Source organism: Zongyangia hominis, assembly GCF_014385095.1.
In the GTDB taxonomy this organism is placed as follows: Bacteria; Bacillota; Clostridia; order Oscillospirales; family Ruminococcaceae; genus Zongyangia; species Zongyangia hominis.
The window spans coordinates 32441-53458 of sequence record NZ_JACRTC010000003.1 but is presented as its reverse complement, the minus strand read 5'-3'; the positions used below and the strand labels follow the sequence as shown (position 1 = coordinate 53458).

Here is a 21018-nt window from a genome sequence, read left to right as displayed (position 1 = left end):
GGCAAAGACCCCCCTTCCGCTGAGCGGTCGGGGGGTCTTTGTCGTTTGCCTGTGGGTTTTGTATTCTCACAGAAAAGTGACTGTTTTTTTGTTGAATATTGTCGTTCTTTTCTACGGTTTCTTCCTTGACTTTTCCAACACCATACTATACAATTGGTATTGGCTTTTTAACAAACACAATATCTTGTATTTTAAAAACACACGGAGGGAATCGATCATGCTCACAAAAATCATCAAGCGCGACGGCCGGGAAGTGGCCTTTAATATAGAAAAAATCGCCAACGCCATCTTCAAGGCGGCCCAGGCCACCGGCGGCCACGATTATGAAACGGCATTTTCCCTTGCCTCCCAGGTAGTGGATTACATAGAGAACGATCTGGGCAAAAAGACGCCCAGCGTGGAGGAAATTCAGGACGCGGTGGAAAAAGTTTTGGTGGAAACGGGACATGCCCGCACCGCCAAGGAATTCATCCTCTACCGCTCCGAGCGCACCCGGGTGCGGGAGATGAACACCCGGCTCATGAAGACATACGAGGACCTGACCTTCCAGTCGGCCAAGGACAACGACGTCAAGCGGGAAAACGCCAACATCGACGGCGACACCGCCATGGGCACCATGCTCAAATACGGCTCCGAGGGCGCCAAGCAGTTTTATAAGATGTTCATTCTCGACCCCAAACACTCCGAAGCCCACGAAAGCGGCGATATCCACATCCATGATCTGGACTTCTTGACCCTGACCACCACCTGCTGCCAGATCGATTTGGAAGCCCTCTTTGACGGCGGCTTCTCCACCGGCCACGGCTTTTTGCGGGAGCCCAACTCCATCCAGAGCTACAGCGCCCTGTGCTGCATCGCCATCCAGTCGAATCAAAACGACCAGCACGGCGGCCAGAGTATTCCCAACTTCGATTACGCCATGGCGGGCGGCGTCAAAAAGACCTATCTGCACACCTATAAAGCCAACATGGCGAAGGCCATCGAAACCCTCACCGACCGGGAGGACGCCGCGGCATTTGTCGGCGATATGATCGCCGTACTGGAGGAGAAAACCGGCTTTGTCCCGACGCTTGCCCAAAACGCGGCCTATCAGTCGGCCGAGCGGGCTTACCTGCAAGAGCATTTCGACGAGGAGACCGCGTCGCGGCTGCAGGGCATCGCCTCCAAATACGCCCGCAAGGAGACCGACCGGGCCACCTATCAGGCCATGGAGGCGCTGGTCCACAACCTCAACACCATGCATTCCCGGGCGGGCGCACAGATTCCGTTTTCCTCCATCAACTACGGCACCGATACCTCCCCCGAGGGCCGCATGGTCATCAAGAATATCCTCTTGGCCGAAGAGGCGGGTCTGGGCAACGGGGAGACCCCCATCTTCCCCATCCACATCTTCAAGGTCAAGGAAGGCGTCAACTATAACGAGAACGACCCGAGCTACGATCTGTTCAAGTTGGCCTGCCGGGTATCGGCCAAGCGCCTCTTCCCCAACTTCTCCTTCCTGGATGCGCCGTTTAACCTCCAGTATTACCGCGAGGGCGACCACAACACCGAGGTTTCCTACATGGGTTGCCGCACCCGGGTCATGGCCAACGTCTACGACCCCGAAAGAGAAGTCACAGCTGGCCGCGGCAACTTGAGCTTCACCTCCATCAACCTGCCCCGCCTGGCCATCAAGGCCCACGGCAACTTGGATCTCTTCTTCGAGGACCTGGACCGGAAGATCGACCTGGTCATCGAGCAACTCTACGACCGCTTCCAGCTCCAGTGCCAGAAGAAGGTCCGCAACTATCCCTTCTTGATGGGACAGGGCGTGTGGCTCGACAGCGACAAGCTGGGCCCTGACGACTCGGTGGCCGAGGTGCTGAGACACGGCACTCTGACGCTGGGCTTCATCGGTCTGGCCGAGTGCCTCAAGGCCCTCATCGGCAAGCACCACGGCGAGTCCGCCGAGGCGCAGAATTTGGGGTTGGAGATCGTGGGCTATATGCGCAGCCGGATGGACCAAGAGACCAAGAAGAGCGGCCTCAACTTCTCCCTCATCGCCACCCCGGCGGAGGGCCTTTCCGGGCGCTTTGTCAAGATTGACCGGAAGAAATACGGCGTCATTCCTGGCGTCACCGATCGGGACTACTACACCAACTCCTTCCATATCCCCGTTTATTTCCCCATCTCCGCCTTCGATAAAATCCGCCTGGAGGCCCCCTATCACAACCTGACCAACGGCGGCCACATCAGCTATGTGGAGATGGACGGCGATCCCACCCAGAACCTGGAGGCCTTCGAGCAGGTCATCCGCTGCATGAAGGAATCGGGCATCGGCTACGGCTCCATCAACCATCCGGTGGACCGGGACCCGGTATGCGGTTACACCGGCATCATCGGCGACGAGTGCCCCAACTGCCACCGCACCGAGAACGACGGCGGCCCCGCCTTCGAGCGCATCCGCCGCATCACCGGCTATCTGGTGGGCACTTTGGACCGCTTCAACAACGCCAAGCGCGCCGAGGTGGAGGACCGTGTCAAGCACGGCGTCACCATGGAGGAGCTGTAAGCCCTCCATCGCGCGCCCCAAAATGAATGTGATGGACGCCCCGCCTGCTGTGCGGGGCGTACCTTTTGTGCCCATCGGGCATCTTTAAAAATGGGAGGAAAAAACAATGTCCGCATCAGTCTCCTGTGAAAACCGCACCCTGCGCCTGGCGGGGGTCATCAAGGAATCCATCGTGGACGGGCCGGGGCTGCGTTTCACCGTCTTTGTCCAGGGCTGCCCCCACCACTGCCCCGGGTGCCACAACCCCCAGACCCACGACTTCGAGGGGGGCTTTGATTGTCCCATCGACAAGATCGTGGCGGAGGTCAAAAAGAACCCCTTGCTCCAAGGGGTGACCCTCAGCGGCGGGGAACCCTTCTGCCAATGCGAGGCACTTGCCGCCCTCTGCCGGGAGGTGAAAGCCCTGGGACTGAATATTTATATATACAGCGGGTATACATTTGAGCAGATTTTACAGCTTTCCGACCCATTTGCCCGTGATTTGCTGGAACAGTGTGATATATTGATGGACGGGCCCTTCCTACAGGAGGAGCGCACCCTGGACGCGCCCTTCCGGGGCAGCAGGAATCAGCGGGCCATTGAGGTGGCGCCCTCCCTCACCCAGGGGGAAATCGTCCTCCACAACTTCTAGCACCTACCGGGGCGGGAAATCGCGCGCCTACCGGCGGGGTTGTCGCGCCCTGGGATTCCTTCGCAACACTGCCGCGACACCTGCGCGCCTACCGGCGGGGTTGTCGCGCCCTGGGATTCCTTCGCAACACTGCCGCGACACCTGCGCGCCTACCGGCGGGGTTGTCGCGCCCTGGGATTCCTTCGCAACACTGCCGCGACACCCGCGCGCCTACCGGCGGGGTTGTCGCGCCCTGGGATTCCTTCGCAACACCGCCGCGATTCTCGCATTGCCGTTGCGAATGGGTTACAGCGCGATGTGGCAGAGGACACTGTCCGCCCGCAGATGGTGGTTGACAGAAGAGGAAAAAGGGTGTATGCTATCCATATTGTTCTAAATAGAACTAATTGGAGGTGTAACCGTTGCTCTATGAATTTTGGGACAGTCTCTCCCTCCTCAAGCGCCTGTACGACCAGGCGGTAGAGCCGGTGGCGCGGCGGCACGGCATCACGCGGATGGAACTGGACATCCTGCTTTTTCTGTCCAACAACCCGCCCTTTGATACAGCCACTGATATTGTGGAGCGCCGGAAGCTGACCAAATCCCATGTGTCCACTTCCATCGCAGGTCTGGCGCGGCGGGGATATTTGGCGCGCTCCTTTCAAGGGGAGAATAAGAAGCTGGTTCATCTGCGGCCCTTGCCCGCCGCCGTGCCCATTATCGAGGAGGGGCAGCAGGCACAGCAGCGCTTCTTTTCCGCCATTTTAGCGGGGTTTTCCAAAGAGGAAGCAGAGGCCATGGAAAGCGCCCTCATAAAAATTACAGGCAATGCCAGGAGCGCGCTGCAAGGGGGTACTTTTGATGTTATATAAACTGCTCATCTGTTTTATTGCCGGCATCGGCGCCGGATTGGGAACAGGCTTCGCCGGCATGAGCGCGGCGGCCGTCATCAGTCCCATGCTCATCACCTTTCTGGGCATGCCCGCTTACGAGGCCGTGGGCATCGCGCTGGCAAGCGACGTGCTCGCCAGCGCCGTCAGCGCCTACACTTATGGGAAAAATAAAAATCTGGACATCAAAAACGGCCTGGTCATGATGGTGTCCGTCCTCTGCTTCACCCTGGTGGGAAGCTGGGTTGCCAGTTTAATCCCCAACACCGCTATGGGCGGCTTCTCCGTCTTCATGACCCTCCTTCTCGGCATCAAGTTTATCGTCCGACCCGTCATGACCACCAAGGAATCCATGCTGGGCGTGAGCCCCCGCAAACGCTTTGTACAGTCGGTGGCCTGCGGCGTCCTCATCGGCCTTATCTGCGGCTTTGTGGGCGCGGGCGGCGGCATGATGATGCTCCTCATCCTCACCAGCGTCCTGGGCTATGAGCTCAAAACCGCCGTGGGGACCAGCGTCTTCATCATGTCCTTCACCGCCCTCACCGGCGCTGTCAGCCACTTTGCCATCGGCGGCGCGCCCGACCTTTGGTCCCTCATTTTCTGCGTCCTTTCCACCCTCCTCTGGGCCAGAATCGCCGCTAAATTCGCCAATAAAGCGAGCCCCATCGTCCTCAACCGGGCCACCGGCGTGGTCCTCTCCCTGTTGGGCGTCTCCATCATCGCCGTCAAATTCCTCTAAAGGAGCCTTTCTATGATTCTTAGAAGCTATCAGCCCGCCGACTGCGCTCAGCTCGCGGCCCTCTTTTACGGCACGGTCCATTCGGTCAACGCCCGCGACTACACCCCGGCGGAGTTGGACGCCTGGACCGGGAGCAGCGTGGACCTGGACGCCTGGAACCGTTCCTTTCTGGAGCACTACACTGTTGTCGCGGAAGAAAACGGAATCATTGTGGGCTTCGGGGACATGGACGCCACCGGCTATCTGGACCGGCTCTTTGTCCACAAGGATGCACAGGGCCGTGGCATCGGAAGCGCCATCTGCGACGCATTAGAGCGCGCCGTTTCCTCGGAAATGATCACGACCCACGCTTCCATCACGGCAAAGCCTTTTTTCCTTCGCCGGGGCTATCTTCTCGTGGAGGAACAACAGGTGCGGCGTGGGAAGGAGCGGCTGACCAATTTTGTCATGCAAAAGAAGAACCCAGCGCGGTAAAAAAACGGACAGGAAAATTCCTGTCCGTTTTCTTTGTTTTCTTCGTATGATGGCGCTCCTTTTGGAATATGCTAGGAATACAAGTCTTATTTTTAAGATTCTTTGAAATTTTTGTGATAGCGTTGATTCCCTCTGTCTCCCATGCTACACTAAGAAAGTAATCTTGACATATTCCATCGCTTTCGGGCGATGTTTTTCATAGGAGAACCATTGTGTTTAAAAAAATCATTGTACTGATCCTGTCCGCCGCTCTGTTGTGCGCGCCGCTCACCGGGTGCTCCCGGGACAAGACGGCCGGACAGATTTTTCGATATGACATTGTGGCGGAGCCCACCAATCTGGACCCGCAACTTGCCGGGGATCACGAGTCCATGTTGGTCATTGAAAACGCCTTTGAGGGGCTGCTCACCCTGGATGAGGACAACCAAATTGCCCAGGGGGTAGCAGAGCGGTACGAGGTGTCCAGCGACAATTTAATCTACACCTTTCATCTCCGGGACGACGCCCAGTGGTCGGACGGCACCCCGGTCACCGCCGCCGACTTCCAGTTTGCCCTCCAGCGCATTGTGGACCCCAACACCCATTCCCCCCATGCCCACTCCTTCTTCTGCGTCAAAAACGCCGAGGCCATCTATAACGGCGCCGCGCAGATGGACGCTTTGGGGGTGCAGGTCATTGATGCCCACACCTTGGAAGTAACCCTCGGGTATCCCAATCCCTATTTCCCCACCCTGATGGCTTCTTCCGCGGCCGTCCCCTGCAACGAGAAGTTTTTTCTCTCCACCAAGGGTCGCTATGGACTGGACGCGGATATGCTTCTTTATAACGGGCCTTTCTTTATCCGCAAGTGGTCTCACGACGAATATGTGTCCCTACGGCAAAACAGCCACTACATGTCCGAAAAGCCGGCGATCGCAGGCGGCGTGACCTTCTATATCAAGGAAGCGCTGGATTTAAACCGCCTTCTGGACGGCAATATCGACGCCATGCCGGTGACGGCCGATCAGTTGGAGGCCGTCACCAAAAAGGGCCTCAGTTACGACAGCTTTGAGGACACGGTATGGGTTCTGGCTTTTAACGGGAAAAATGAAGTCTTCCAAAACGCCAACATTCGCAAAGCAATTTCCTATGCCATGAACCGTTCCACCTGCATCGAGGTGCTGCCCAGCTATATGTCCTTCGCGGATGCTCTCATTCCCAACGCCGTCAACATGCTTGACCGTTCCTACCGCTCGGTGGCTGGCAAGGACCTGATGTATGGCTACGACCCGGCGGCCGCCAAGAGCTGTCTGAATGCGGGCCTCGCCGAGCTGGGCTTGGAGAAGCTGCCCAAGACCAACATCATTTATCCAGACGAACCGCCTCACAACCTGGCGCTGAGCCTCATGCAGAAAAATTGGAAGGACGATTTGTCCTCCTACCTAAATATTGAGCCCCTCCCTTTGAGCGAAGTCAGCGAAAAGGTGGAGTCCGGCAGCTTTGAGATGGCGCTCATCCCCCTCAAAGCGGGCTACGACGCGCCGGACAGCCTGCTCAACAATTTCCTTGCCACCTCCAAGCAAAACTACTACGGCTATCAGAGCGCCGGTTTTACGTCTGCTCTTAACGCGGCGCTGGAGAGCACCGACATCGTCTCCAAGGCCAATGCCTTCGCCCAGGCCGAACAGCTCCTCCTCAATGACTGTATTGTGGTGCCCATGTACTTCCAGACCTCCAGCTATGCTACCGGCGAGGAGGTCACCGGCATCAGCTTCTCCCCCTTCTCCGGCCAGATTCACTTCAAATACGCCCGCAAGCCCGCCTAACCGCCTGACGGCGGAGGATGCCGGTCCCTGCCGGGACGGGATGACGCGACTTGGGGCTTAACTGAAACCATTGCTCTGTCGCCCGCGTTGACACCGCCATTGCATCAGAGCGCGTTATCCTGCACCGCCGCCTGACGGCGGAGGATGCCGATCCCTGCCGGGACGGGATGACCCGACTTGGGGCTTTACCGAAACCATCGCGTCGCCCGCGTTGTCTATAAAAAAAGCAGCCGCTTGTAGCGGCTGCTTTTTTCATACCTTGGCCTTTTGATTACACCAGCTCGATGATGGCCATTTCCGCAGCGTCGCCGCGGCGCGGGCCGATCTTGATAATTCTGGTATATCCGCCGTTTTTCTCTTTATAGTTGGGCGCAATCTCGTCGAACACTTTCTTGGCCACGCTCTCCTTCGTGATGAAGGAATAGACCTGACGCTTGGAGTGGAGATTGTCCTGTTTCGCGGTTGTAATCATTTTCTCAGCCATGGACCGAACCTCTTTGGCTCTGGTGACCGTGGTCTCAATCTTGCCTTTTTCCAGCAGATAGGTTACCATGGCACGCAGCATCGCCTTTCTGTGGTCAGAGGTTCTGCCGAGTTTCCGTGTACCTGGCATCGAAATTCACTCCTTTACCTGGTTGTTTGCAAACTATTCCTCTTCCTTGCTCAGATTAAAGCCCAGGGAGTTGAGTTTGCTGATCACCTCTTCAAGACTCTTCCTGCCGAGGTTTCGTACTTTCATCATATCTTCCTCAGATTTATTGATAAGGTCTTCCACCGTGTTGATGCCCGCGCGCTTGAGGCAGTTGAAGGAGCGCACAGACAGGTCAAGTTCTTCAATGGTCATCTCAAGGACCTTCTCTTTTCCGTTATCGTCTTTCTCCACCATGATTTCAGTGCGATAGACTTCATCGGACAGGTCAACGAACAAGTTGAGATGCTCGTTGAGGACCTTGGCTGCAAGAGATACGGCTTCCTTGGCGGAAATGGTTCCGTCGGTCCATACCTCAATTGTCAATTTGTCGTAGTCGGTAATCTGGCCGACACGCGTATTTTCCACGGTATAGTTGACCTTGAGCACCGGCGTATAGATGCTGTCCACCGGAATCACGCCGATCGCTGTCTGGAGCGTCTGCTTGTTGCGCTCCGCCGCCACGTAGCCGCGGCCTTTGTCCAGCGTGATTTCCATGTAGAGCTTTGCGCCGGCTCCCAGAGAAGCAATATGCATACTCGGGTCAAGAATTTCCACTTCGCTGTCCGCTTTGATGGATCCGGCGGTGACTTCGCACTCGCCCTCCGCTTCGATGCAGACAACCTTCGGGCCGTCGCTGTAAAGCTTGGCCGTCAATCCTTTGATGTTGAGGATGATCTCCGTGACGTCCTCTTTCACCCCGGGAATCGTTGAAAATTCATGTTGAATACCGTCAATCTTGACAGATGTGACGGCAACACCAGGAAGCGAGGAGAGCAGCACACGCCGTAGGCTGTTACCTAACGTTGTACCAAAGCCGCGCTCGAGAGGCTCAACGATAAATTTGCCATAAGTCCCGTCAGACTTCATATCCGCCGTCTCAATTCTTGGCTTCTCAATTTCTATCATTCATAACCCTCCTAGTAGGACAGGCCCAGCAGGACCCGTGTTTTTCGTCTTCCTTTGCCGATGTGCCGGGCATTACTTGGAGTACAACTCGACGATGAGATGCTCCTCAACCTCGAGGTCGATATCCTCACGCTGGGGCAGCTCTACGACGGTCGCCTGGGAATTCTGACGGTCCACGTCCAGCCACTTGGGAACGGGCTTGGCGGAGTTTGCCTCGATGACCGCTTTGAATTTTTCACTCGCCTTGCTCTTATTGGCAATCGCGATGACGTCGCCGGCTTTGAGCAGGTAAGAGGGGATATTCACTTTCTTGCCGTTCACAGTAAAGTGGCCGTGACGCACCAGCTGTCTCGCTTCTTTTCTAGAAGAAGCAAAACCGCAGCGGTATGCCACATTGTCGATACGGCTTTCCAGGATGCGGAGCAGGTTTTCACCGGTCACGCCCTGTTTGCGCTCGGCCATGTCGAAATATTTCGCGAACTGGCCTTCCAAAACGCCGTAAAAGCGTCTTGCTTTCTGTTTTTCCCGCAGCTGCAGACCATACTCTGAGGTCTTCTTGCGGCCTTGGCCATGCTGGCCGGGAGCGTAGCTTCTGCGGACAATGCCACATTTATCGGAGTAGCATCTCTCGCCCTTCAAAAAGAGCTTCTGGCCCTCGCGACGGCACAGTCTGCAAACCGCTCCAGTATATCTTGCCATATGGTTACACCTCCTGTAAAATACCGATTCGAGACGGGCTCGCCCCGCCCTGGGCCTGCATTGCGCAAGCCTGCGAATCGAAACGCATGCCTTCCACCGGCACGCTTTGCGCTCATCACGGCCTTACCGGGAAACCGGGGCCGAGAGCGGAACTTACACAGCACGCTGTGTGATTATACACGCCGTCTCTTGGGCGGGCGGCATCCATTGTGAGGGATCGGGGTCACGTCTTTGATCATGTTGACTTCCAGTCCCGCAGCCTGCAAAGCGCGGATTGCGGCCTCACGTCCAGCGCCCGGACCTTTGACATATACTTCCACCGATTTCAGCCCATGCTCCATAGCGGCTTTGGCAGCGGTCTCCGCTGCGGTCTGCGCTGCAAACGGGGTCGATTTTCTGGAGCCTCTGAATCCAAGTCCGCCCGCGCTTGCCCACGAAAGGGCATTGCCCTGTGTGTCGGTAATGGTCACAATGGTATTGTTGAAGGTGGACTGGATATGTGCGGCGCCACGTTCAATATTTTTGCGTTCACGACGCCGGCGAGTGGCCTTTTTCGCTGTTGCTTTTGCCATCTCTCTTATCCCTCCCTAGTTATTTTTTCTTGTTGGCGATGGTCTTCTTCGGACCCTTGCGGGTTCTGGCGTTGGTCTTGGAACGCTGTCCTCTGACGGGCAGGCCCTTTCTATGACGAACACCCCGGTAGCATCCGATTTCCACCAGTCTCTTGATGTTCAGCGCAACCTCGCGGCGCAGATCACCTTCCACCTGCAGATTGTGGTCGATGTATTCACGCAGTTTGGAGACGTCGTCCTCGCTGAGGTCTCTGACTCTTGTGTCAGGGTTGACGCCGGTTGCTTCGATAATGTCCTGAGCTTTTTTGCGGCCGATACCATAAATATAGGTAAGGCCAATCTCGACCCGCTTCTCTCTCGGCAGGTCCACACCAGCTATACGAGCCATATAACTGTTGCACCTCCTTCTATACTTTTACAAAAAGTATTGATACGCCCGGAGCGTTTTCCTCTCCGGAATCTTACCCGTTACACGCCGGGATTAGCCCTGGCGCTGTTTGTGTTTGGGGTTAGAGCATATTACCATGATCCGCCCCTTGCGTTTGATGACTTTGCATTTCTCGCAAATAGGCTTCACGGAAGGTCTGACTTTCATTTGAAATACCTCCTTGTTTCGGGCCCAGTCGGGGCTATTTGGAACGCCAGGTGATGCGTCCCTTGGTCAGGTCGTAGGGTGACATCTCGACCGTCACCTTATCCCCGGGCAGAATGCGGATAAAGTTCATCCGCAGCTTGCCTGAGATATGGGCCAGAATTTTATGACCGTTCTGCAGCTCCACCTGGAACGTCGCGTTGGGCAGGGCTTCCAGTACGGTACCCTCAATCTCGATTACATCGTCTTTCGACAAGCGAATACCTCCCTCGCAGGTGACGGGCGGCTCACTGCTCTCCCATCTTTTGGGGAGCGTCCAGCGGGCCGTTATACTCCCGCAGAGCACGCCTGAGTTGATTGTTGGTGGTCAGCGTTTCCACATCCAGAACCTTGTTCGTCGGCGCTAAGTGCCGCAGGTTTTTCCGTTTGGGCCTTTCCAGCTTGCGCTCCTTGCCGTCGGCAATGGTGGCAAAGCCGTCCCTCACTTCCAAAACCAAGTAGAACCTTCCGCCGTCGTGTCCCGCCATGGACTTCACGACACAGCCTTTCGTTACTTTCATTTTGTCCCTCCCAGTTTATGGACGGGTCAACACCACCGGACCATTTTCTGTGATGGCGATGGTATATTCAAAATGCGCCGACAGGCTGCCGCTCACAGTCACTGTTGTCCAGTCGTCCGCCAGCACCCTGACGTTCTCCCCCACGGCGTTTACCATGGGTTCGATGGCGATGGTCATGCCGGGAACCAGCCTAGCGCCCCGCCCGGGTCGGCCGAAGTTGGGCACATCCGGGGACTCGTGCAGGTGTTCGCCGACGCCGTGACCGACATATTTCTTGACGACCGCCATGCCGTTTGCCTCCACATAGGTTTGGACCGCATGGCCGATGTCGCCGATCCGATTGCCGGCAACAGCAGCTTTGACGCCAAGCTCCAGGCTCTGTCTGGTTACATCCAGTAACCGCTGCGCTTCCTCACTGATTTCGCCCACCGGGAAGGTGAAGGCGTTGTCGCCGTGAAAGCCGTGGATGCAGGCACCCACGTCCACACTGACGATGTCGCCGGGCTGAATCACTTTGGTCTTTTTCGGGATGCCGTGGATGACCTCGTTGTTGATGGAAATACAGGCGCTGCCCGGAAACCCGCCGTAGCCCAAGAAGGACGGGATCGCGCCCTCGCCCACGATGTAATCATGGACTATGGTGTCGATCTCCTTGGTGGTGACGCCAGGTTTGATATGTTCCCCGGCCACCTGCAGGGCCATGGCGGAAATCCTGCCCGCCTCGCGCATGAGCTCCAGCTCCCGCGCCGTTTTCAGCACAATCATGTCAGTCCTCCAGGGCTTTCAGGGTCAGTCTGGTTGTATCCGCGACCTCTTCCTGGCCGATGACCGTGCGGAGCTTGCCCTTTTGCGCATAGAAATCTTTGAGGGGCTCGGTCTGCTCGTGGTAGACCTTCAGCCGGTCCCGGATGGTCTCGGGCTGGTCGTCCTTGCGGATGATCAGCTTCCCGCCGCATTTGTCGCACAGGCCCTCGTTCTTGGGGGCTTTGTACAACAGATGGTAGGAAGTGCCGCAGCTCTCGCAGACCCGGCGGCCGGACAGCCTCTTTTCGATGTCCTCGTCGGAAACCTCGATGTTCACCACCCGGTCGATCTCCACACCCATCTCGTCGAGGGCCTGGGCCTGCACGACGGTGCGGGGGAATCCGTCCAGGATGAAGCCGTTTTGGCAGTCGTCCTGACTGAGTCTCTCCCGGATGATGCCGATGACCACGTCGTCGGGGACCAAGGTGCCGGCTTCCATGTAGGATTTGGCTTTGAGCCCCATCTCGGTTTCGTTCTTCAGTGCTTCACGAATGATGTTTCCGGTACTGATTGCCGGAATGTGGAGGTGATCACAGATCATCTCCGCCTGTGTGCCCTTGCCGGCACCCGGGGCGCCGAGAAGAATCAGCTTCATAACCATATCCTCCTTTTCGCTATTCAAGGAAGCCCTTGTAGTGACGCATCATCATCTGCGATTCCATCTGTCTCATGGTATCGATGGCGACGCCCACGATAATCAGAACTGTCGTACCGCCCAGGGCGATGTTCATGCCGCTCACCGCACCGAAGACGATGGGCAGGATGGCGACCAGTCCCAGGAAGAGCGCGCCGATGAGGGTGATTTTGCTGATAATCCGCGCGATGAAGTCGGACGTCGGCTTGCCGGGACGAAGTCCGGGCACCGTGCCGTTGTTCTTGCGGATATTGTTGGAAATTTCAATGGGGTTATACTGAACGGCCACATAGAAGTAGTTAAACGCGATGATCAGCAGGAAATAGAGGATCGCGTAAACCGGCTTATTGTAGTCGAAAGCGCCCAGGAATTTGCCCCAGAAGCTGGTTGCGCTGGGATCAACAAACGCCTTGATGGTGCCCGGGATTGCCAGCAGGGAGCTGGCGAAGATGATGGGCATAACACCGGACATGTTGACCTTGATGGGAATGTGGCTGGACTGTCCGCCGTACTGCTTGCGTCCCACGACGCGCTTGGCGTACTGCACCGGGATTCTCCGCTCGGCGTTGGTCATCAGCACGATGAAGGCGATAACCACTAAGAAGATCACGATGACCAGCGGCACCATGAAGTAGTACTTGGTCTGGCCGTTTTTCGCGAGCTCCAGATACGCCATCATCTGGGAAACCATCTGGGGACCGCGGGAAAGGATACCGGCAAACAGGATGATGGAAATACCGTTGCCGATGCCACGCTCATTGATCTGCTCACCCAACCAGACAACCAAAGCTGTACCGGCGGTGAAAGCGAGAACGATGACGATGGCCGCGAACCAGCCGGCGAAGCCGGAGCGGTACTGGACAACACCGGAGGTGTTTCTCAGCATGATATAGTAGGCGATGGCCTGAATGAGGGCCAGGCCCACGGTGGTATAACGGGTGATTTTGTTGATCTTTTTGCGGCCGTCCTCGCCTTCCTTGGCCATTCTTTCCAAGGCCGGGATGGCGATGGTCAAAAGCTGGATGACGATGGAGGATGTGATGTAGGGGGTGATGGACATGGCGAAGATGGTCGCCTTGCCCAGCGCGCCGCCGGTCAGTACATCCAGGTAACCGAGCAGGTTGCCGGAGCCGGAAATCAGCTCTTTGATGGCCGCGGGATTAAGGAATGGCACCGGGATGGCGGAGCCAATCCGGAACAGTAAGAGGATGAGCAGGGTAAAGAGAATCTTTTTCCTCAGATCAGCGATTTTCCACGCATTTTTCAGGGTTTCAAACACTCTACTTCACCTCGGCCTTTCCGCCCGCCGCTTCAATTTTCTGCTTTGCGGAAGCAGAGAAAGCAGCGACGCTTACTGTCAGCTTTTTGGTGAGTTCACCGTTGCCCAGGATTTTGATACCGTCCAGGGGCTTTTTGATCAGACCGGCCTCGATAATCGCCTTCTCATCCACAACCGCGCCGTCCTCGAACCGCTCCAGGGCGGAAACATTGATGGCTGCATACTTTGTGGCGAAGATGTTATTGAAGCCTCTCTTCGGGACACGTCTCTGCAGGGGCATCTGACCGCCTTCAAATCCAGGTCTGACGCCGCCGCCGGAACGTGCATTCTGGCCTTTATGGCCTTTACCGGCTGTTTTGCCGTTTCCAGAACCAGCACCTCTGCCCTTGCGCTTGACATCTTTTACGGAACCAGGTGCCGGAGATAGCTCGTGCAATTTCATCGTGTTCGCACCTCCTTGCTAGGCTGTTCTGCCTGCTTTTTTATCAGTTGGATGGGGGCCGCTTACGCTTCCTCTACCTCGACCAGGTGGGAGATCTTAGCGACTTTCCCTCTCGTTGCTGCATTATCAGGCTGAATCACCTGTGCACCGATTTTGCGAAGGCCCAGGGATTTGGCGGTGGCGATTTGATCGTCTTTTCTCCCCGCGAAGCTTCTGATGAGCTTAATCTTCAGGTTTGCCATGATAATCCCCTCCCTTAACCTAAAATTTCTTTCACAGTCTTGCCCCGGATGGCGGCCACCTGTTCGGCGTCGCGCAGGGATGCCAGACCGTTCATGGTTGCGCTCACCACGTTGCAGGGGTTATTCGAGCGCAGGCATTTGGTACGGATGTCGCGGATGCCGGCAGTCTCAAGGACAGCACGGACCGGGCCGCCGGCGATTACGCCGGTACCGGGTGCGGCCGGTTTCATCAGAACGCGGCCAGCGCCAAACGCGCCGATAATTTCATGAGGAATGGTTGTGCCTTTCAGGGAAACCTTGATGAGGTTCTTTTTAGCATCCTCGATTCCCTTGCGAATTGCATCCGGAACTTCGCTCGCTTTGCCAATGCCAAAGCCTACGATCCCGTTGCCGTCACCCACAACGACCAGCGCGGCGAATTTGAAAATACGGCCGCCCTTGACGGTTTTGGATACACGGTTGATGGATACAACTCTTTCAGTGAGTTCCATTGTAGATCCGTCGATTCTAGCCAAAAGTATCCTCCTCCCTAGAATTTTAATCCGCTCTCACGAGCGCCGTCGGCCAGCTCTTTGATGCGGCCGTGGTAAATATATCCGCTGCGGTCAAACACCACTTCGGTGATGCCCGCGTCCACTGCTTTTTTGCCAATGGCCATGCCGACCTTTTTCGCAGCCTCTTTGTTACCGCCAAAACCTTCAAAATCCTTGTCCATCGAAGATGCGCTAACTAAGGTGACTCCCTTCACATCATCAATAATCTGGGCGTAGATGTGTTTTGCGGAGCGGAATACGTTGAGGCGCGGACGCTGCGCGGTGCCGCTGATTTTAGCGCGCACTCTGCGATGTCTTAAAAGCCTTGCTTTGTTGCTGTCAGGCTTTGTCACCATTGCTTTTTCCCTCCTTTAATTACTTCTTGCCCTTACCGGCCTTGCCTTCCTTGCGGATGATCACTTCGTCGATATACTTGATGCCCTTGCCCTTGTAGGGTTCCGGCGGACGTTTCTCGCGGATCTCGGCGGCAAACTGTCCCACACGCTGTTTGTCAGCGCCGTGGACAATGACTTTGTTCGGGGCAGGAACTTCGATGGTGATACCATCGGTTTCAGGCACGATGACCTGATGGGAGTAACCCAGTGTCAGGACCAGGTTTTTACCCTGCTTCGCGGCACGGTAACCGACGCCGTTGATCTCCAGCTCCTTCGAAAAGCCGGTGGTCACGCCCTGTACCATGTTGGCGATCAGGGTTCTGGTCAGTCCATGCAGGCTCTTATGCATTTTATCCTCGGAAGGACGGGATACGATGATCTCGTTGCCCTCCAGCTTAATTCCAATCTCGGGATGGAACGTCATGTCCAGCGCGCCTTTCGGGCCCTTGACCGCCACTTCCTGACCGTTGACTTTCACGTCGACTCCCGCGGGAATTTCAATTGGTTTTCTTCCTATACGAGACATTCCCTGTGCACCTCCTTACCAAATAAATGCAAGGACTTCGCCGCCAACATTCTCCTTACGGGCCTGTCGGTCGGTCATGATGCCCTTGGATGTGGAGAGAATCGCAATGCCGAGGCCTTTCATGACCTTGGGCATATCCTCGCAGCTGGTATAGATGCGCAGGCCGGGTTTAGAAACCCTGCGCAGGCCGGTGATGACCTGTGATTTATTCTCACCGTATTTTAAGGTAATACGGATAATCCCTTGCTTACCATCGTCGATGACCTGGAAGCCTTTGATATATCCCTCGTCCACAAGAATCTGCGTGATCGCTTTCTTCATGTTGGAAGCGGGGATATCCACCGTGTCGTGTTTTGCTGAGTTCGCATTTCTGATGCGGGTCAGCAAATCGGCAATTGTATCGGTGATTTGCATGCCGTCAACCTCCTTTGCTCTTTTTACCAGCTGGCCTTCTTCACGCCCGGGATCTGGCCTTTGTAGGCGAGTTCCCTGAAGCAGATACGGCAGATGCCGAACTTGCGAAGATAGGCGTGTGGCCGGCCACAGATTTTGCATCTGTTATATGCTCTCGAAGAGAACTTCGGCGTTCTCTGCTGTTTGATAATCATGGATTTCTTTGCCACAAATCTTCCCCCTTACTTCGCAAACGGGGCGCCCATCAGCGTTAACAGCTCCCGGGCTTCCTCGTCGGTTTTAGCGGTAGTGACAAAGCAGATGTCCATACCGCGGACCTTATCAATTTTATCGTACTCAATTTCCGGGAACAGAAGCTGCTCCTTGAGACCCATGGAGTAGTTGCCGCGTCCGTCGAAGGAGTTGGCGTTGATGCCTCTGAAGTCTCTGACGCGCGGGAGCGCGACGTTGAAGAGTCTGTCCAGGAACTCGTACATCCGGTCGGCGCGCAGGGTGACTTTGGCACCGATGTCCATGCCTTCACGGAGCTTGAAGTTTGCAACCGATTTCTTCGCCTTGCAGACGACGGGCCGCTGGCCGGTGATCTTCCCAAGGTCGGAAATGATTGCCTCGATGATCTTGTGGTTGTCGCGGGCCTCGCCGCAACCAACGTTGATGACGATCTTTTCAAGCTTCGGGATCTGCATGACGCTCTTGTAGCCGAACTTCTTCATCATTGCCGGGGCTACTTCTTTCAGATAGAAATCTTTCATTCTAGCCATGTTCTTTCCTCCTCACTTAAAAAGTCTCGCCGCATTTTTCATTTCTGCACATCCGCACCTTGGTTCCGTCTTCCAGAATCTTATGTCCGATGCGGGTGGGTTTGCCGCAGCGCGGGCAAACGAGCTGTACCTTGCTGGCATACATGGCGCCTTCCGCCTTCACAATGCCGCCGGGCTCGCCCATCTTGCGGGGCTTGACATGTTTCGTGACCATGTTGATGCCCTCTACGATGACCTTCTGCTCAGCGGGGCTGACTGCCATAACTTTGCCCTTTTTGCCCTTATCCTTGCCGGACAGGACCACAACGGTATCGCCCTTTTTGACATGAATCTTATTCACTTAAGAGCACCTCCATTACAGCACCTCAGGGGCGAGGCTTAAAATCTTGAGGTAATCCTTGTCGCGGAGTTCCCTCGCCACCGGGCCAAAAATACGTGTGCCCCTCGGGTTTTTATCATCTCTTATAATAACGGCCGCGTTTTCATCGAAGCGGATGTAGGATCCATCATCACGGCGCAGTCCCTTCGCAGAGCGGACGATGACTGCCTTGACCACTTCACCTTTTTTGACAACGCCGCCGGGTGCAGCTTTTTTAACCGAAGCTACCACTACATCGCCAATGTTGGCGTATCTTCTGCGGGTGCCTCCCAGCACACGGATGCACATGAGTTCCTTTGCACCGGTGTTGTCGGCGACCTTCAGATAGGTCTGCATCTGTATCACAGAGCGTTCCTCCTTTCGGCTTTGACAGTTTGACTATTTCGCTTTCTCGATGATGGCTGTAACTCTCCACCTTTTATCTTTGGAAAGGGGACGGGTTTCCATCACCTGCACCTTGTCACCGATACCACAGGCGTTGTCCTCGTCGTGGGCTTTCAGCTTCACCGTGCGTTTGATGATCTTTTTATAAAGGGGGTGTTTGACGTTGTCCTTGATGGCGATGACGACGGTTTTGTCCATCTTGTCGCTGACAACAGTGCCGACCCTCGTTTTTCTGAGGTTTCTCTCGCTCACAGTTTCATCCTCCCTTCCGTGTTACTGCACGTTCTCTTTTTCGTGGATAATCGTTTTGATGCGGGCGATGTCCTTTTTGACAGCCTTAATCCGCATCGGATTATCCAACTGGTTGATCGCGTGCTGGAACCGGAGGTTGAAAAGCTCAGCTTTGAGGTCCGCGAGCTTCTGGTTGAGCTCGGACTGAGTCATATCACGAATCTCTGTCGCTTTCATTACTTCTCCTCCTCCTTATCCTTTGTAATAAATTTACACTTTAACGGGAGCTTGTGAGCCGCGAGTCTCATAGCTTCCCTTGCGATATCCTCGCTGACGCCGCCCATCTCGAACATGACGCGTCCAGGTTTGACGACGGCCACCCAGTACTCGGGGCTGCCTTTACCGGAACCCATGCGGGTCTCAGCCGGCTTCTCGGTGACGGGCTTGTCGGGGAAAATTTTGATCCAAACCTGACCGCCACGCTTGATGTAACGGGTCATGGCGATACGGGCTGCCTCGATCTGCTGGGAGGTAACCCAGGAGGGCTCCAGCGCCTGCAGACCAAACTCGCCGTTGGAGATGAAGTTGCCGCGCATGGCTTTGCCCTTCATGCGTCCTCTGTGGACACGGCGGTATTTTACTCTCTTCGGTAGAAGCATTATTTTCTGCCTCCTTCCCTCTGAGGCTTTCTGACTTCCTGCAGTACCTCTCCGGCGTAGATCCACACCTTGACGCCGATTTTACCATAGGTGGTGTTCGCCTCAGCAAAACCGTAATCGATGTCTGCGCGCAGGGTCTGCAGCGGGATGGTGCCCTCGTGATAATGCTCGACGCGGGCGATCTCCGCGCCGCCCAGACGGCCGGACACGCAGGTCTTGATACCCTTTGCTCCCAACTTCATAGCGCGGCCAATGGCTTGCTTCATGGCGCGCCGGAAGGAGATTCTGCGCTCGAGCTGGGACGCGATGGACTCGGCCACCAGCTGTGCGTTTTTATCGGGTTGTTTGACCTCAACGATGTTGAGGAAAACAGGTTTTCCAATCAGTGCCTCGCAGTTTTTGCGGAGCTTCTCGATCTCGCTGCCGCCTCTGCCGATGACCATACCGGGTTTGGCGCAGTGGATGTTGATTCTAATTCTCTTGGCATCGCGCTCGATCTCGATGCGGGGGACGCCGGCGGCATACAAAGTCTTTTTAAGGAACTTACGCAGCTTATAATCCTCAACGAGGATATCGCCGAAAGCATCGTCCTTAGCAAACCAGCGGGAATCCCAATCTTTAATGACACCCACTCTGAGACCATGTGGGTTAACTTTCTGGCCCATAGTTTACCTCCTCTTTCAGCTTATTCCTTTTCTTTCAGAACCAGGGTCATGTGCGAAGTTCTCTTTTTGATGCTGAACGCACGGCCCTGTGCTCTCGGTCTGATTCTTTTCAGAGTCGGACCCGGTGTAACAAAGCACTCGGCAACAAACAGATTGTTCTTATCCATATTGTTGTTGTTCTCCGCGTTTGCCACGGCCGATTTCAGGAGCTTCTGAAGAGGCTCACATGCAGCCTTCGGTGTATACTTGAGTATCGCCATCGCCTCGTCGACCGGTTTGTTCCTGATCAGGTCAAGCACAATCTGGACCTTGCGGGGCGCAATACGGGCATATCTGAGGTAAGCCCTTGCTTCCATAGGTAATCCTCCTTCCGGCCTTCTTTACTTTCCGGTATTCGATTTTTTGGAGCCTGCGTGGCCTTTGAAGGTTCTGGTGGGAGCAAACTCACCGAGTTTGTGTCCGACCATGTCTTCAGTAATATACACAGGCACATGTTTGCGTCCATCGTGGACGGCAAAGGTGTGTCCAACGAATTCGGGGAATATCGTAGATGCGCGGCTCCAGGTTTTGAGAACCTTCTTTTCGCCTGCTTCGTTCATAGCAACGACTCTCTTATACAGTGCCTCCTGTACGAAAGGGCCTTTCTTTACGCTTCTACCCATTGATCATCTGCCTCCTTTCCTGTCGCTCTATTTCGCGTTGCGACGCTTGACAATGAACTTGTCGGAGCGGTGATGTTTCGCTCTTGTCTTGTAGCCCAGCGCGGGTTTGCCCCACGGGGTGACAGGGCCCGGACGGCCGACCGGAGATTTACCTTCACCACCGCCGTGCGGATGGTCGCAGGGGTTCATGACAGAACCGCGGACGGTGGGTCTCCAGCCCATGTGGCGTTTGCGGCCGGCTTTACCGTAGTTGACGTTTTCGTGGTCAACGTTGCCGACCTGGCCGATGGTGGCCATGCAGGTGACAGGAACATTGCGAAGCTCGCCGGAAGGCAGACGGATCAGTGCGTATCCGTTTTCTTTTGCCATGAGCTGTGCCAGAATACCGGCGGCGCGGGCAAGCTGTGCGCCCTTGCCGGGATACATCTCCACGTTGTGGATGAAGGTACCCACGGGGATGTTGACCATCGGCAGCGCGTTGCCCGGTTTGATATCAGCATCGGCGCCGGTGGAAACAGTGTCGCCCACTTTGAGCCCGACCGGTGCGATGATGTAGCGTTTCTCGCCGTCCTCATACTGCACCAAGGCAATATGTGCGGAACGGTTGGGGTCATATTCCAGGGTGAGAACGGTGGCGGTGCCGACCTTATCTCTCTTGAAATCGATGATGCGGTATTTTTTCCGGTTGGCGCCACCGCGGTGACGAACCGTGATTCTACCGGTGTTGTTGCGTCCGGAAGTGTTCTTCACAGGAGCCAAGAGGCTCTTTTCCGGAGCGACCTTGGACAGCCCGCTGTAGTCGGTGGTGGTCATGCCACGGCGGCCGGCGGTTGTCGGGTTGTAGTTTTTGATCGCCATTCGGTTTCACTCTCCTCATAAATTCTGTTTCGCGGAAGATTCCGCTCAAAAGAACTTGGTT

General features: G+C 55.7%; 34 protein-coding genes. 6 read left to right on the top strand and 28 right to left on the bottom strand.

Annotated features, from left to right (window positions below; translation table 11 throughout):
- The first annotated feature begins 217 nt into the window (after nt 1-217).
- The 6 genes from H8709_RS05560 to H8709_RS05535 all read left to right on the top strand — a co-directional run bounded on the left by H8709_RS05560 (nt 218) and on the right by H8709_RS05535 (nt 7069).
- Nucleotides 218-2551, top strand: a complete 2334-nt coding sequence (locus H8709_RS05560) for an anaerobic ribonucleoside triphosphate reductase (RefSeq protein WP_262397383.1) — start codon at nt 218-220, stop codon at nt 2549-2551.
- Between the two features lie 106 nt (nt 2552-2657).
- Entirely contained in the window at nt 2658-3182 is a 525-nt protein-coding gene (nrdG, locus tag H8709_RS05555; protein ID WP_262397382.1) for an anaerobic ribonucleoside-triphosphate reductase activating protein, read from the top strand.
- Between the two features lie 401 nt (nt 3183-3583).
- Nucleotides 3584-4033 carry a MarR family winged helix-turn-helix transcriptional regulator gene (locus H8709_RS05550; RefSeq protein ID WP_262397381.1) on the top strand — a complete coding sequence of 150 codons (450 nt, stop codon included), beginning with the start codon at nt 3584-3586 and terminating at the stop codon, nt 4031-4033.
- A complete protein-coding gene (locus H8709_RS05545; protein ID WP_262397380.1) occupies nt 4023-4790 on the top strand; it encodes a sulfite exporter TauE/SafE family protein in 768 nt (255 codons plus the stop codon). Before H8709_RS05550 ends, H8709_RS05545 begins: the two co-directional genes overlap by 11 nt.
- Nucleotides 4791-4802: 12 nt before the next feature.
- Nucleotides 4803-5264, top strand: a complete 462-nt coding sequence (locus tag H8709_RS05540) for a GNAT family N-acetyltransferase (RefSeq protein WP_262397379.1) — start codon at nt 4803-4805, stop codon at nt 5262-5264.
- 212 nt (nt 5265-5476) lie between these two features.
- On the top strand, nt 5477-7069 hold the full coding sequence (locus H8709_RS05535) for a peptide ABC transporter substrate-binding protein (protein WP_262397378.1): 1593 nt from the start codon (nt 5477-5479) through the stop codon (nt 7067-7069).
- Between the two features lie 271 nt (nt 7070-7340).
- Here H8709_RS05535 and rplQ read toward each other — a convergent pair whose 3' ends face one another.
- The 28 genes from rplQ to rplB form a co-directional block, all read right to left on the bottom strand.
- Nucleotides 7341-7682 carry a 50S ribosomal protein L17 gene (rplQ, locus tag H8709_RS05530; RefSeq protein WP_262397377.1) on the bottom strand — a complete coding sequence of 114 codons (342 nt, stop codon included), beginning with the start codon at nt 7680-7682 and terminating at the stop codon, nt 7341-7343.
- A gap of 33 nt (nt 7683-7715) precedes the next feature.
- The gene (locus H8709_RS05525; RefSeq protein WP_262397376.1) at nt 7716-8666 is read right to left on the bottom strand and encodes a DNA-directed RNA polymerase subunit alpha; all 951 of its coding nucleotides are present in this window, start codon (nt 8664-8666) and stop codon (nt 7716-7718) included.
- A gap of 72 nt (nt 8667-8738) precedes the next feature.
- The gene (gene rpsD / locus H8709_RS05520; protein WP_262397375.1) at nt 8739-9365 is read right to left on the bottom strand and encodes a 30S ribosomal protein S4; all 627 of its coding nucleotides are present in this window, start codon (nt 9363-9365) and stop codon (nt 8739-8741) included.
- Between the two features lie 173 nt (nt 9366-9538).
- Complete coding sequence (gene rpsK / locus H8709_RS05515; RefSeq protein ID WP_262397374.1) at nt 9539-9937, bottom strand: 30S ribosomal protein S11; 399 nt, start codon at nt 9935-9937, stop codon at nt 9539-9541.
- A 19-nt stretch (nt 9938-9956) separates the two neighbouring features.
- Nucleotides 9957-10325, bottom strand: a complete 369-nt coding sequence (gene rpsM / locus H8709_RS05510) for a 30S ribosomal protein S13 (RefSeq protein WP_262397373.1) — start codon at nt 10323-10325, stop codon at nt 9957-9959.
- A gap of 93 nt (nt 10326-10418) precedes the next feature.
- Entirely contained in the window at nt 10419-10532 is a 114-nt protein-coding gene (gene rpmJ, locus H8709_RS05505; RefSeq protein WP_160209753.1) for a 50S ribosomal protein L36, read from the bottom strand.
- Between the two features lie 34 nt (nt 10533-10566).
- Nucleotides 10567-10785 (bottom strand): translation initiation factor IF-1, encoded by a 219-nt coding sequence (gene infA, locus H8709_RS05500; protein ID WP_191481396.1) that lies wholly within the window; start codon nt 10783-10785, stop codon nt 10567-10569.
- Between the two features lie 31 nt (nt 10786-10816).
- Nucleotides 10817-11089 carry a KOW domain-containing RNA-binding protein gene (locus H8709_RS05495; RefSeq protein WP_262397372.1) on the bottom strand — a complete coding sequence of 91 codons (273 nt, stop codon included), beginning with the start codon at nt 11087-11089 and terminating at the stop codon, nt 10817-10819.
- Nucleotides 11090-11104: 15 nt separating this feature from the next.
- Nucleotides 11105-11854 carry a type I methionyl aminopeptidase gene (gene map / locus H8709_RS05490; protein ID WP_262397371.1) on the bottom strand — a complete coding sequence of 250 codons (750 nt, stop codon included), beginning with the start codon at nt 11852-11854 and terminating at the stop codon, nt 11105-11107.
- Between the two features lies 1 nt (nt 11855).
- Nucleotides 11856-12488, bottom strand: a complete 633-nt coding sequence (locus H8709_RS05485; protein ID WP_262397370.1) for an adenylate kinase — start codon at nt 12486-12488, stop codon at nt 11856-11858.
- Between the two features lie 19 nt (nt 12489-12507).
- Nucleotides 12508-13806, bottom strand: a complete 1299-nt coding sequence (gene secY, locus H8709_RS05480; protein WP_262397369.1) for a preprotein translocase subunit SecY — start codon at nt 13804-13806, stop codon at nt 12508-12510.
- A 1-nt stretch (nt 13807) separates the two neighbouring features.
- Nucleotides 13808-14248 carry a 50S ribosomal protein L15 gene (gene rplO / locus H8709_RS05475; RefSeq protein WP_262397368.1) on the bottom strand — a complete coding sequence of 147 codons (441 nt, stop codon included), beginning with the start codon at nt 14246-14248 and terminating at the stop codon, nt 13808-13810.
- 62 nt (nt 14249-14310) lie between these two features.
- Complete coding sequence (rpmD, locus tag H8709_RS05470; RefSeq protein ID WP_262397367.1) at nt 14311-14490, bottom strand: 50S ribosomal protein L30; 180 nt, start codon at nt 14488-14490, stop codon at nt 14311-14313.
- 14 nt (nt 14491-14504) lie between these two features.
- Nucleotides 14505-14981 carry a 30S ribosomal protein S5 gene (rpsE, locus tag H8709_RS05465; RefSeq protein WP_262397597.1) on the bottom strand — a complete coding sequence of 159 codons (477 nt, stop codon included), beginning with the start codon at nt 14979-14981 and terminating at the stop codon, nt 14505-14507.
- A gap of 38 nt (nt 14982-15019) precedes the next feature.
- Nucleotides 15020-15379 carry a 50S ribosomal protein L18 gene (gene rplR, locus H8709_RS05460; RefSeq protein ID WP_262397366.1) on the bottom strand — a complete coding sequence of 120 codons (360 nt, stop codon included), beginning with the start codon at nt 15377-15379 and terminating at the stop codon, nt 15020-15022.
- A gap of 19 nt (nt 15380-15398) precedes the next feature.
- On the bottom strand, nt 15399-15944 hold the full coding sequence (gene rplF, locus H8709_RS05455; protein WP_262397365.1) for a 50S ribosomal protein L6: 546 nt from the start codon (nt 15942-15944) through the stop codon (nt 15399-15401).
- A gap of 15 nt (nt 15945-15959) precedes the next feature.
- Nucleotides 15960-16358, bottom strand: coding sequence for a 30S ribosomal protein S8 (rpsH, locus tag H8709_RS05450; RefSeq protein ID WP_262397364.1), 399 nt, complete (start codon nt 16356-16358; stop codon nt 15960-15962).
- A 23-nt stretch (nt 16359-16381) separates the two neighbouring features.
- Nucleotides 16382-16567 (bottom strand): type Z 30S ribosomal protein S14, encoded by a 186-nt coding sequence (locus tag H8709_RS05445; RefSeq protein ID WP_262397363.1) that lies wholly within the window; start codon nt 16565-16567, stop codon nt 16382-16384.
- Between the two features lie 12 nt (nt 16568-16579).
- Nucleotides 16580-17119, bottom strand: a complete 540-nt coding sequence (rplE, locus tag H8709_RS05440; RefSeq protein ID WP_262397362.1) for a 50S ribosomal protein L5 — start codon at nt 17117-17119, stop codon at nt 16580-16582.
- Nucleotides 17120-17135: 16 nt separating this feature from the next.
- Nucleotides 17136-17459 (bottom strand): 50S ribosomal protein L24, encoded by a 324-nt coding sequence (gene rplX, locus H8709_RS05435; protein ID WP_262397361.1) that lies wholly within the window; start codon nt 17457-17459, stop codon nt 17136-17138.
- A 15-nt stretch (nt 17460-17474) separates the two neighbouring features.
- Complete coding sequence (gene rplN / locus H8709_RS05430) at nt 17475-17843, bottom strand: 50S ribosomal protein L14 (RefSeq protein ID WP_262397360.1); 369 nt, start codon at nt 17841-17843, stop codon at nt 17475-17477.
- Between the two features lie 33 nt (nt 17844-17876).
- Nucleotides 17877-18134, bottom strand: coding sequence for a 30S ribosomal protein S17 (rpsQ, locus tag H8709_RS05425; protein ID WP_262397359.1), 258 nt, complete (start codon nt 18132-18134; stop codon nt 17877-17879).
- Nucleotides 18135-18155: 21 nt separating this feature from the next.
- Nucleotides 18156-18350 carry a 50S ribosomal protein L29 gene (gene rpmC, locus H8709_RS05420; protein ID WP_262397358.1) on the bottom strand — a complete coding sequence of 65 codons (195 nt, stop codon included), beginning with the start codon at nt 18348-18350 and terminating at the stop codon, nt 18156-18158.
- Nucleotides 18350-18772 (bottom strand): 50S ribosomal protein L16, encoded by a 423-nt coding sequence (rplP, locus tag H8709_RS05415; protein WP_262397357.1) that lies wholly within the window; start codon nt 18770-18772, stop codon nt 18350-18352. Before rplP ends, rpmC begins: the two co-directional genes overlap by 1 nt.
- Nucleotides 18772-19437: a 30S ribosomal protein S3 gene (gene rpsC, locus H8709_RS05410; protein ID WP_262397356.1), complete on the bottom strand. Its 666-nt coding sequence runs from the start codon at nt 19435-19437 to the stop codon at nt 18772-18774. Before rpsC ends, rplP begins: the two co-directional genes overlap by 1 nt.
- Nucleotides 19438-19457: 20 nt before the next feature.
- On the bottom strand, nt 19458-19793 hold the full coding sequence (rplV, locus tag H8709_RS05405) for a 50S ribosomal protein L22 (RefSeq protein WP_262397355.1): 336 nt from the start codon (nt 19791-19793) through the stop codon (nt 19458-19460).
- A gap of 24 nt (nt 19794-19817) precedes the next feature.
- On the bottom strand, nt 19818-20099 hold the full coding sequence (gene rpsS, locus H8709_RS05400; RefSeq protein ID WP_191509319.1) for a 30S ribosomal protein S19: 282 nt from the start codon (nt 20097-20099) through the stop codon (nt 19818-19820).
- A gap of 27 nt (nt 20100-20126) precedes the next feature.
- Nucleotides 20127-20957, bottom strand: coding sequence for a 50S ribosomal protein L2 (gene rplB / locus H8709_RS05395; RefSeq protein ID WP_262397354.1), 831 nt, complete (start codon nt 20955-20957; stop codon nt 20127-20129).
- Nucleotides 20958-21018: the final 61 nt, after the last annotated feature.

What these genes read in the sequence shown, in the direction of transcription:
- rplB (WP_262397354.1), bottom strand. Translation starts at nt 20,957, where the DNA reads ATGGCGATCAAAAACTACAACCCGACAACCGCCGGCCGCCGTGGCATG.
- rpsE (WP_262397597.1), bottom strand. Translation starts at nt 14,981, where the DNA reads ATGGAACTCACTGAAAGAGTTGTATCCATCAACCGTGTATCCAAAACC.
- rplE (WP_262397362.1), bottom strand. Translation starts at nt 17,119, where the DNA reads ATGGCTAGAATGAAAGATTTCTATCTGAAAGAAGTAGCCCCGGCAATG.
- H8709_RS05545 (WP_262397380.1), top strand. Translation starts at nt 4,023, where the DNA reads ATGTTATATAAACTGCTCATCTGTTTTATTGCCGGCATCGGCGCCGGA.
- rpsK (WP_262397374.1), bottom strand. Translation starts at nt 9,937, where the DNA reads ATGGCAAAAGCAACAGCGAAAAAGGCCACTCGCCGGCGTCGTGAACGC.
- rpsM (WP_262397373.1), bottom strand. Translation starts at nt 10,325, where the DNA reads ATGGCTCGTATAGCTGGTGTGGACCTGCCGAGAGAGAAGCGGGTCGAG.
- map (WP_262397371.1), bottom strand. Translation starts at nt 11,854, where the DNA reads ATGATTGTGCTGAAAACGGCGCGGGAGCTGGAGCTCATGCGCGAGGCG.
- H8709_RS05485 (WP_262397370.1), bottom strand. Translation starts at nt 12,488, where the DNA reads ATGAAGCTGATTCTTCTCGGCGCCCCGGGTGCCGGCAAGGGCACACAG.
- rplR (WP_262397366.1), bottom strand. Translation starts at nt 15,379, where the DNA reads ATGGTGACAAAGCCTGACAGCAACAAAGCAAGGCTTTTAAGACATCGC.
- rpmC (WP_262397358.1), bottom strand. Translation starts at nt 18,350, where the DNA reads ATGAAAGCGACAGAGATTCGTGATATGACTCAGTCCGAGCTCAACCAG.
- rpmJ (WP_160209753.1), bottom strand. Translation starts at nt 10,532, where the DNA reads ATGAAAGTCAGACCTTCCGTGAAGCCTATTTGCGAGAAATGCAAAGTC.
- rpsD (WP_262397375.1), bottom strand. Translation starts at nt 9,365, where the DNA reads ATGGCAAGATATACTGGAGCGGTTTGCAGACTGTGCCGTCGCGAGGGC.
- rpmD (WP_262397367.1), bottom strand. Translation starts at nt 14,490, where the DNA reads ATGGCAAACCTGAAGATTAAGCTCATCAGAAGCTTCGCGGGGAGAAAA.
- rplV (WP_262397355.1), bottom strand. Translation starts at nt 19,793, where the DNA reads ATGGAAGCAAGGGCTTACCTCAGATATGCCCGTATTGCGCCCCGCAAG.
- H8709_RS05540 (WP_262397379.1), top strand. Translation starts at nt 4,803, where the DNA reads ATGATTCTTAGAAGCTATCAGCCCGCCGACTGCGCTCAGCTCGCGGCC.
- H8709_RS05560 (WP_262397383.1), top strand. Translation starts at nt 218, where the DNA reads ATGCTCACAAAAATCATCAAGCGCGACGGCCGGGAAGTGGCCTTTAAT.
- rplQ (WP_262397377.1), bottom strand. Translation starts at nt 7,682, where the DNA reads ATGCCAGGTACACGGAAACTCGGCAGAACCTCTGACCACAGAAAGGCG.
- rplO (WP_262397368.1), bottom strand. Translation starts at nt 14,248, where the DNA reads ATGAAATTGCACGAGCTATCTCCGGCACCTGGTTCCGTAAAAGATGTC.
- H8709_RS05495 (WP_262397372.1), bottom strand. Translation starts at nt 11,089, where the DNA reads ATGAAAGTAACGAAAGGCTGTGTCGTGAAGTCCATGGCGGGACACGAC.
- nrdG (WP_262397382.1), top strand. Translation starts at nt 2,658, where the DNA reads ATGTCCGCATCAGTCTCCTGTGAAAACCGCACCCTGCGCCTGGCGGGG.
- rpsS (WP_191509319.1), bottom strand. Translation starts at nt 20,099, where the DNA reads ATGGGTAGAAGCGTAAAGAAAGGCCCTTTCGTACAGGAGGCACTGTAT.
- rpsH (WP_262397364.1), bottom strand. Translation starts at nt 16,358, where the DNA reads ATGCAAATCACCGATACAATTGCCGATTTGCTGACCCGCATCAGAAAT.
- rplP (WP_262397357.1), bottom strand. Translation starts at nt 18,772, where the DNA reads ATGCTTCTACCGAAGAGAGTAAAATACCGCCGTGTCCACAGAGGACGC.
- rpsC (WP_262397356.1), bottom strand. Translation starts at nt 19,437, where the DNA reads ATGGGCCAGAAAGTTAACCCACATGGTCTCAGAGTGGGTGTCATTAAA.
- H8709_RS05525 (WP_262397376.1), bottom strand. Translation starts at nt 8,666, where the DNA reads ATGATAGAAATTGAGAAGCCAAGAATTGAGACGGCGGATATGAAGTCT.
- rplF (WP_262397365.1), bottom strand. Translation starts at nt 15,944, where the DNA reads ATGTCTCGTATAGGAAGAAAACCAATTGAAATTCCCGCGGGAGTCGAC.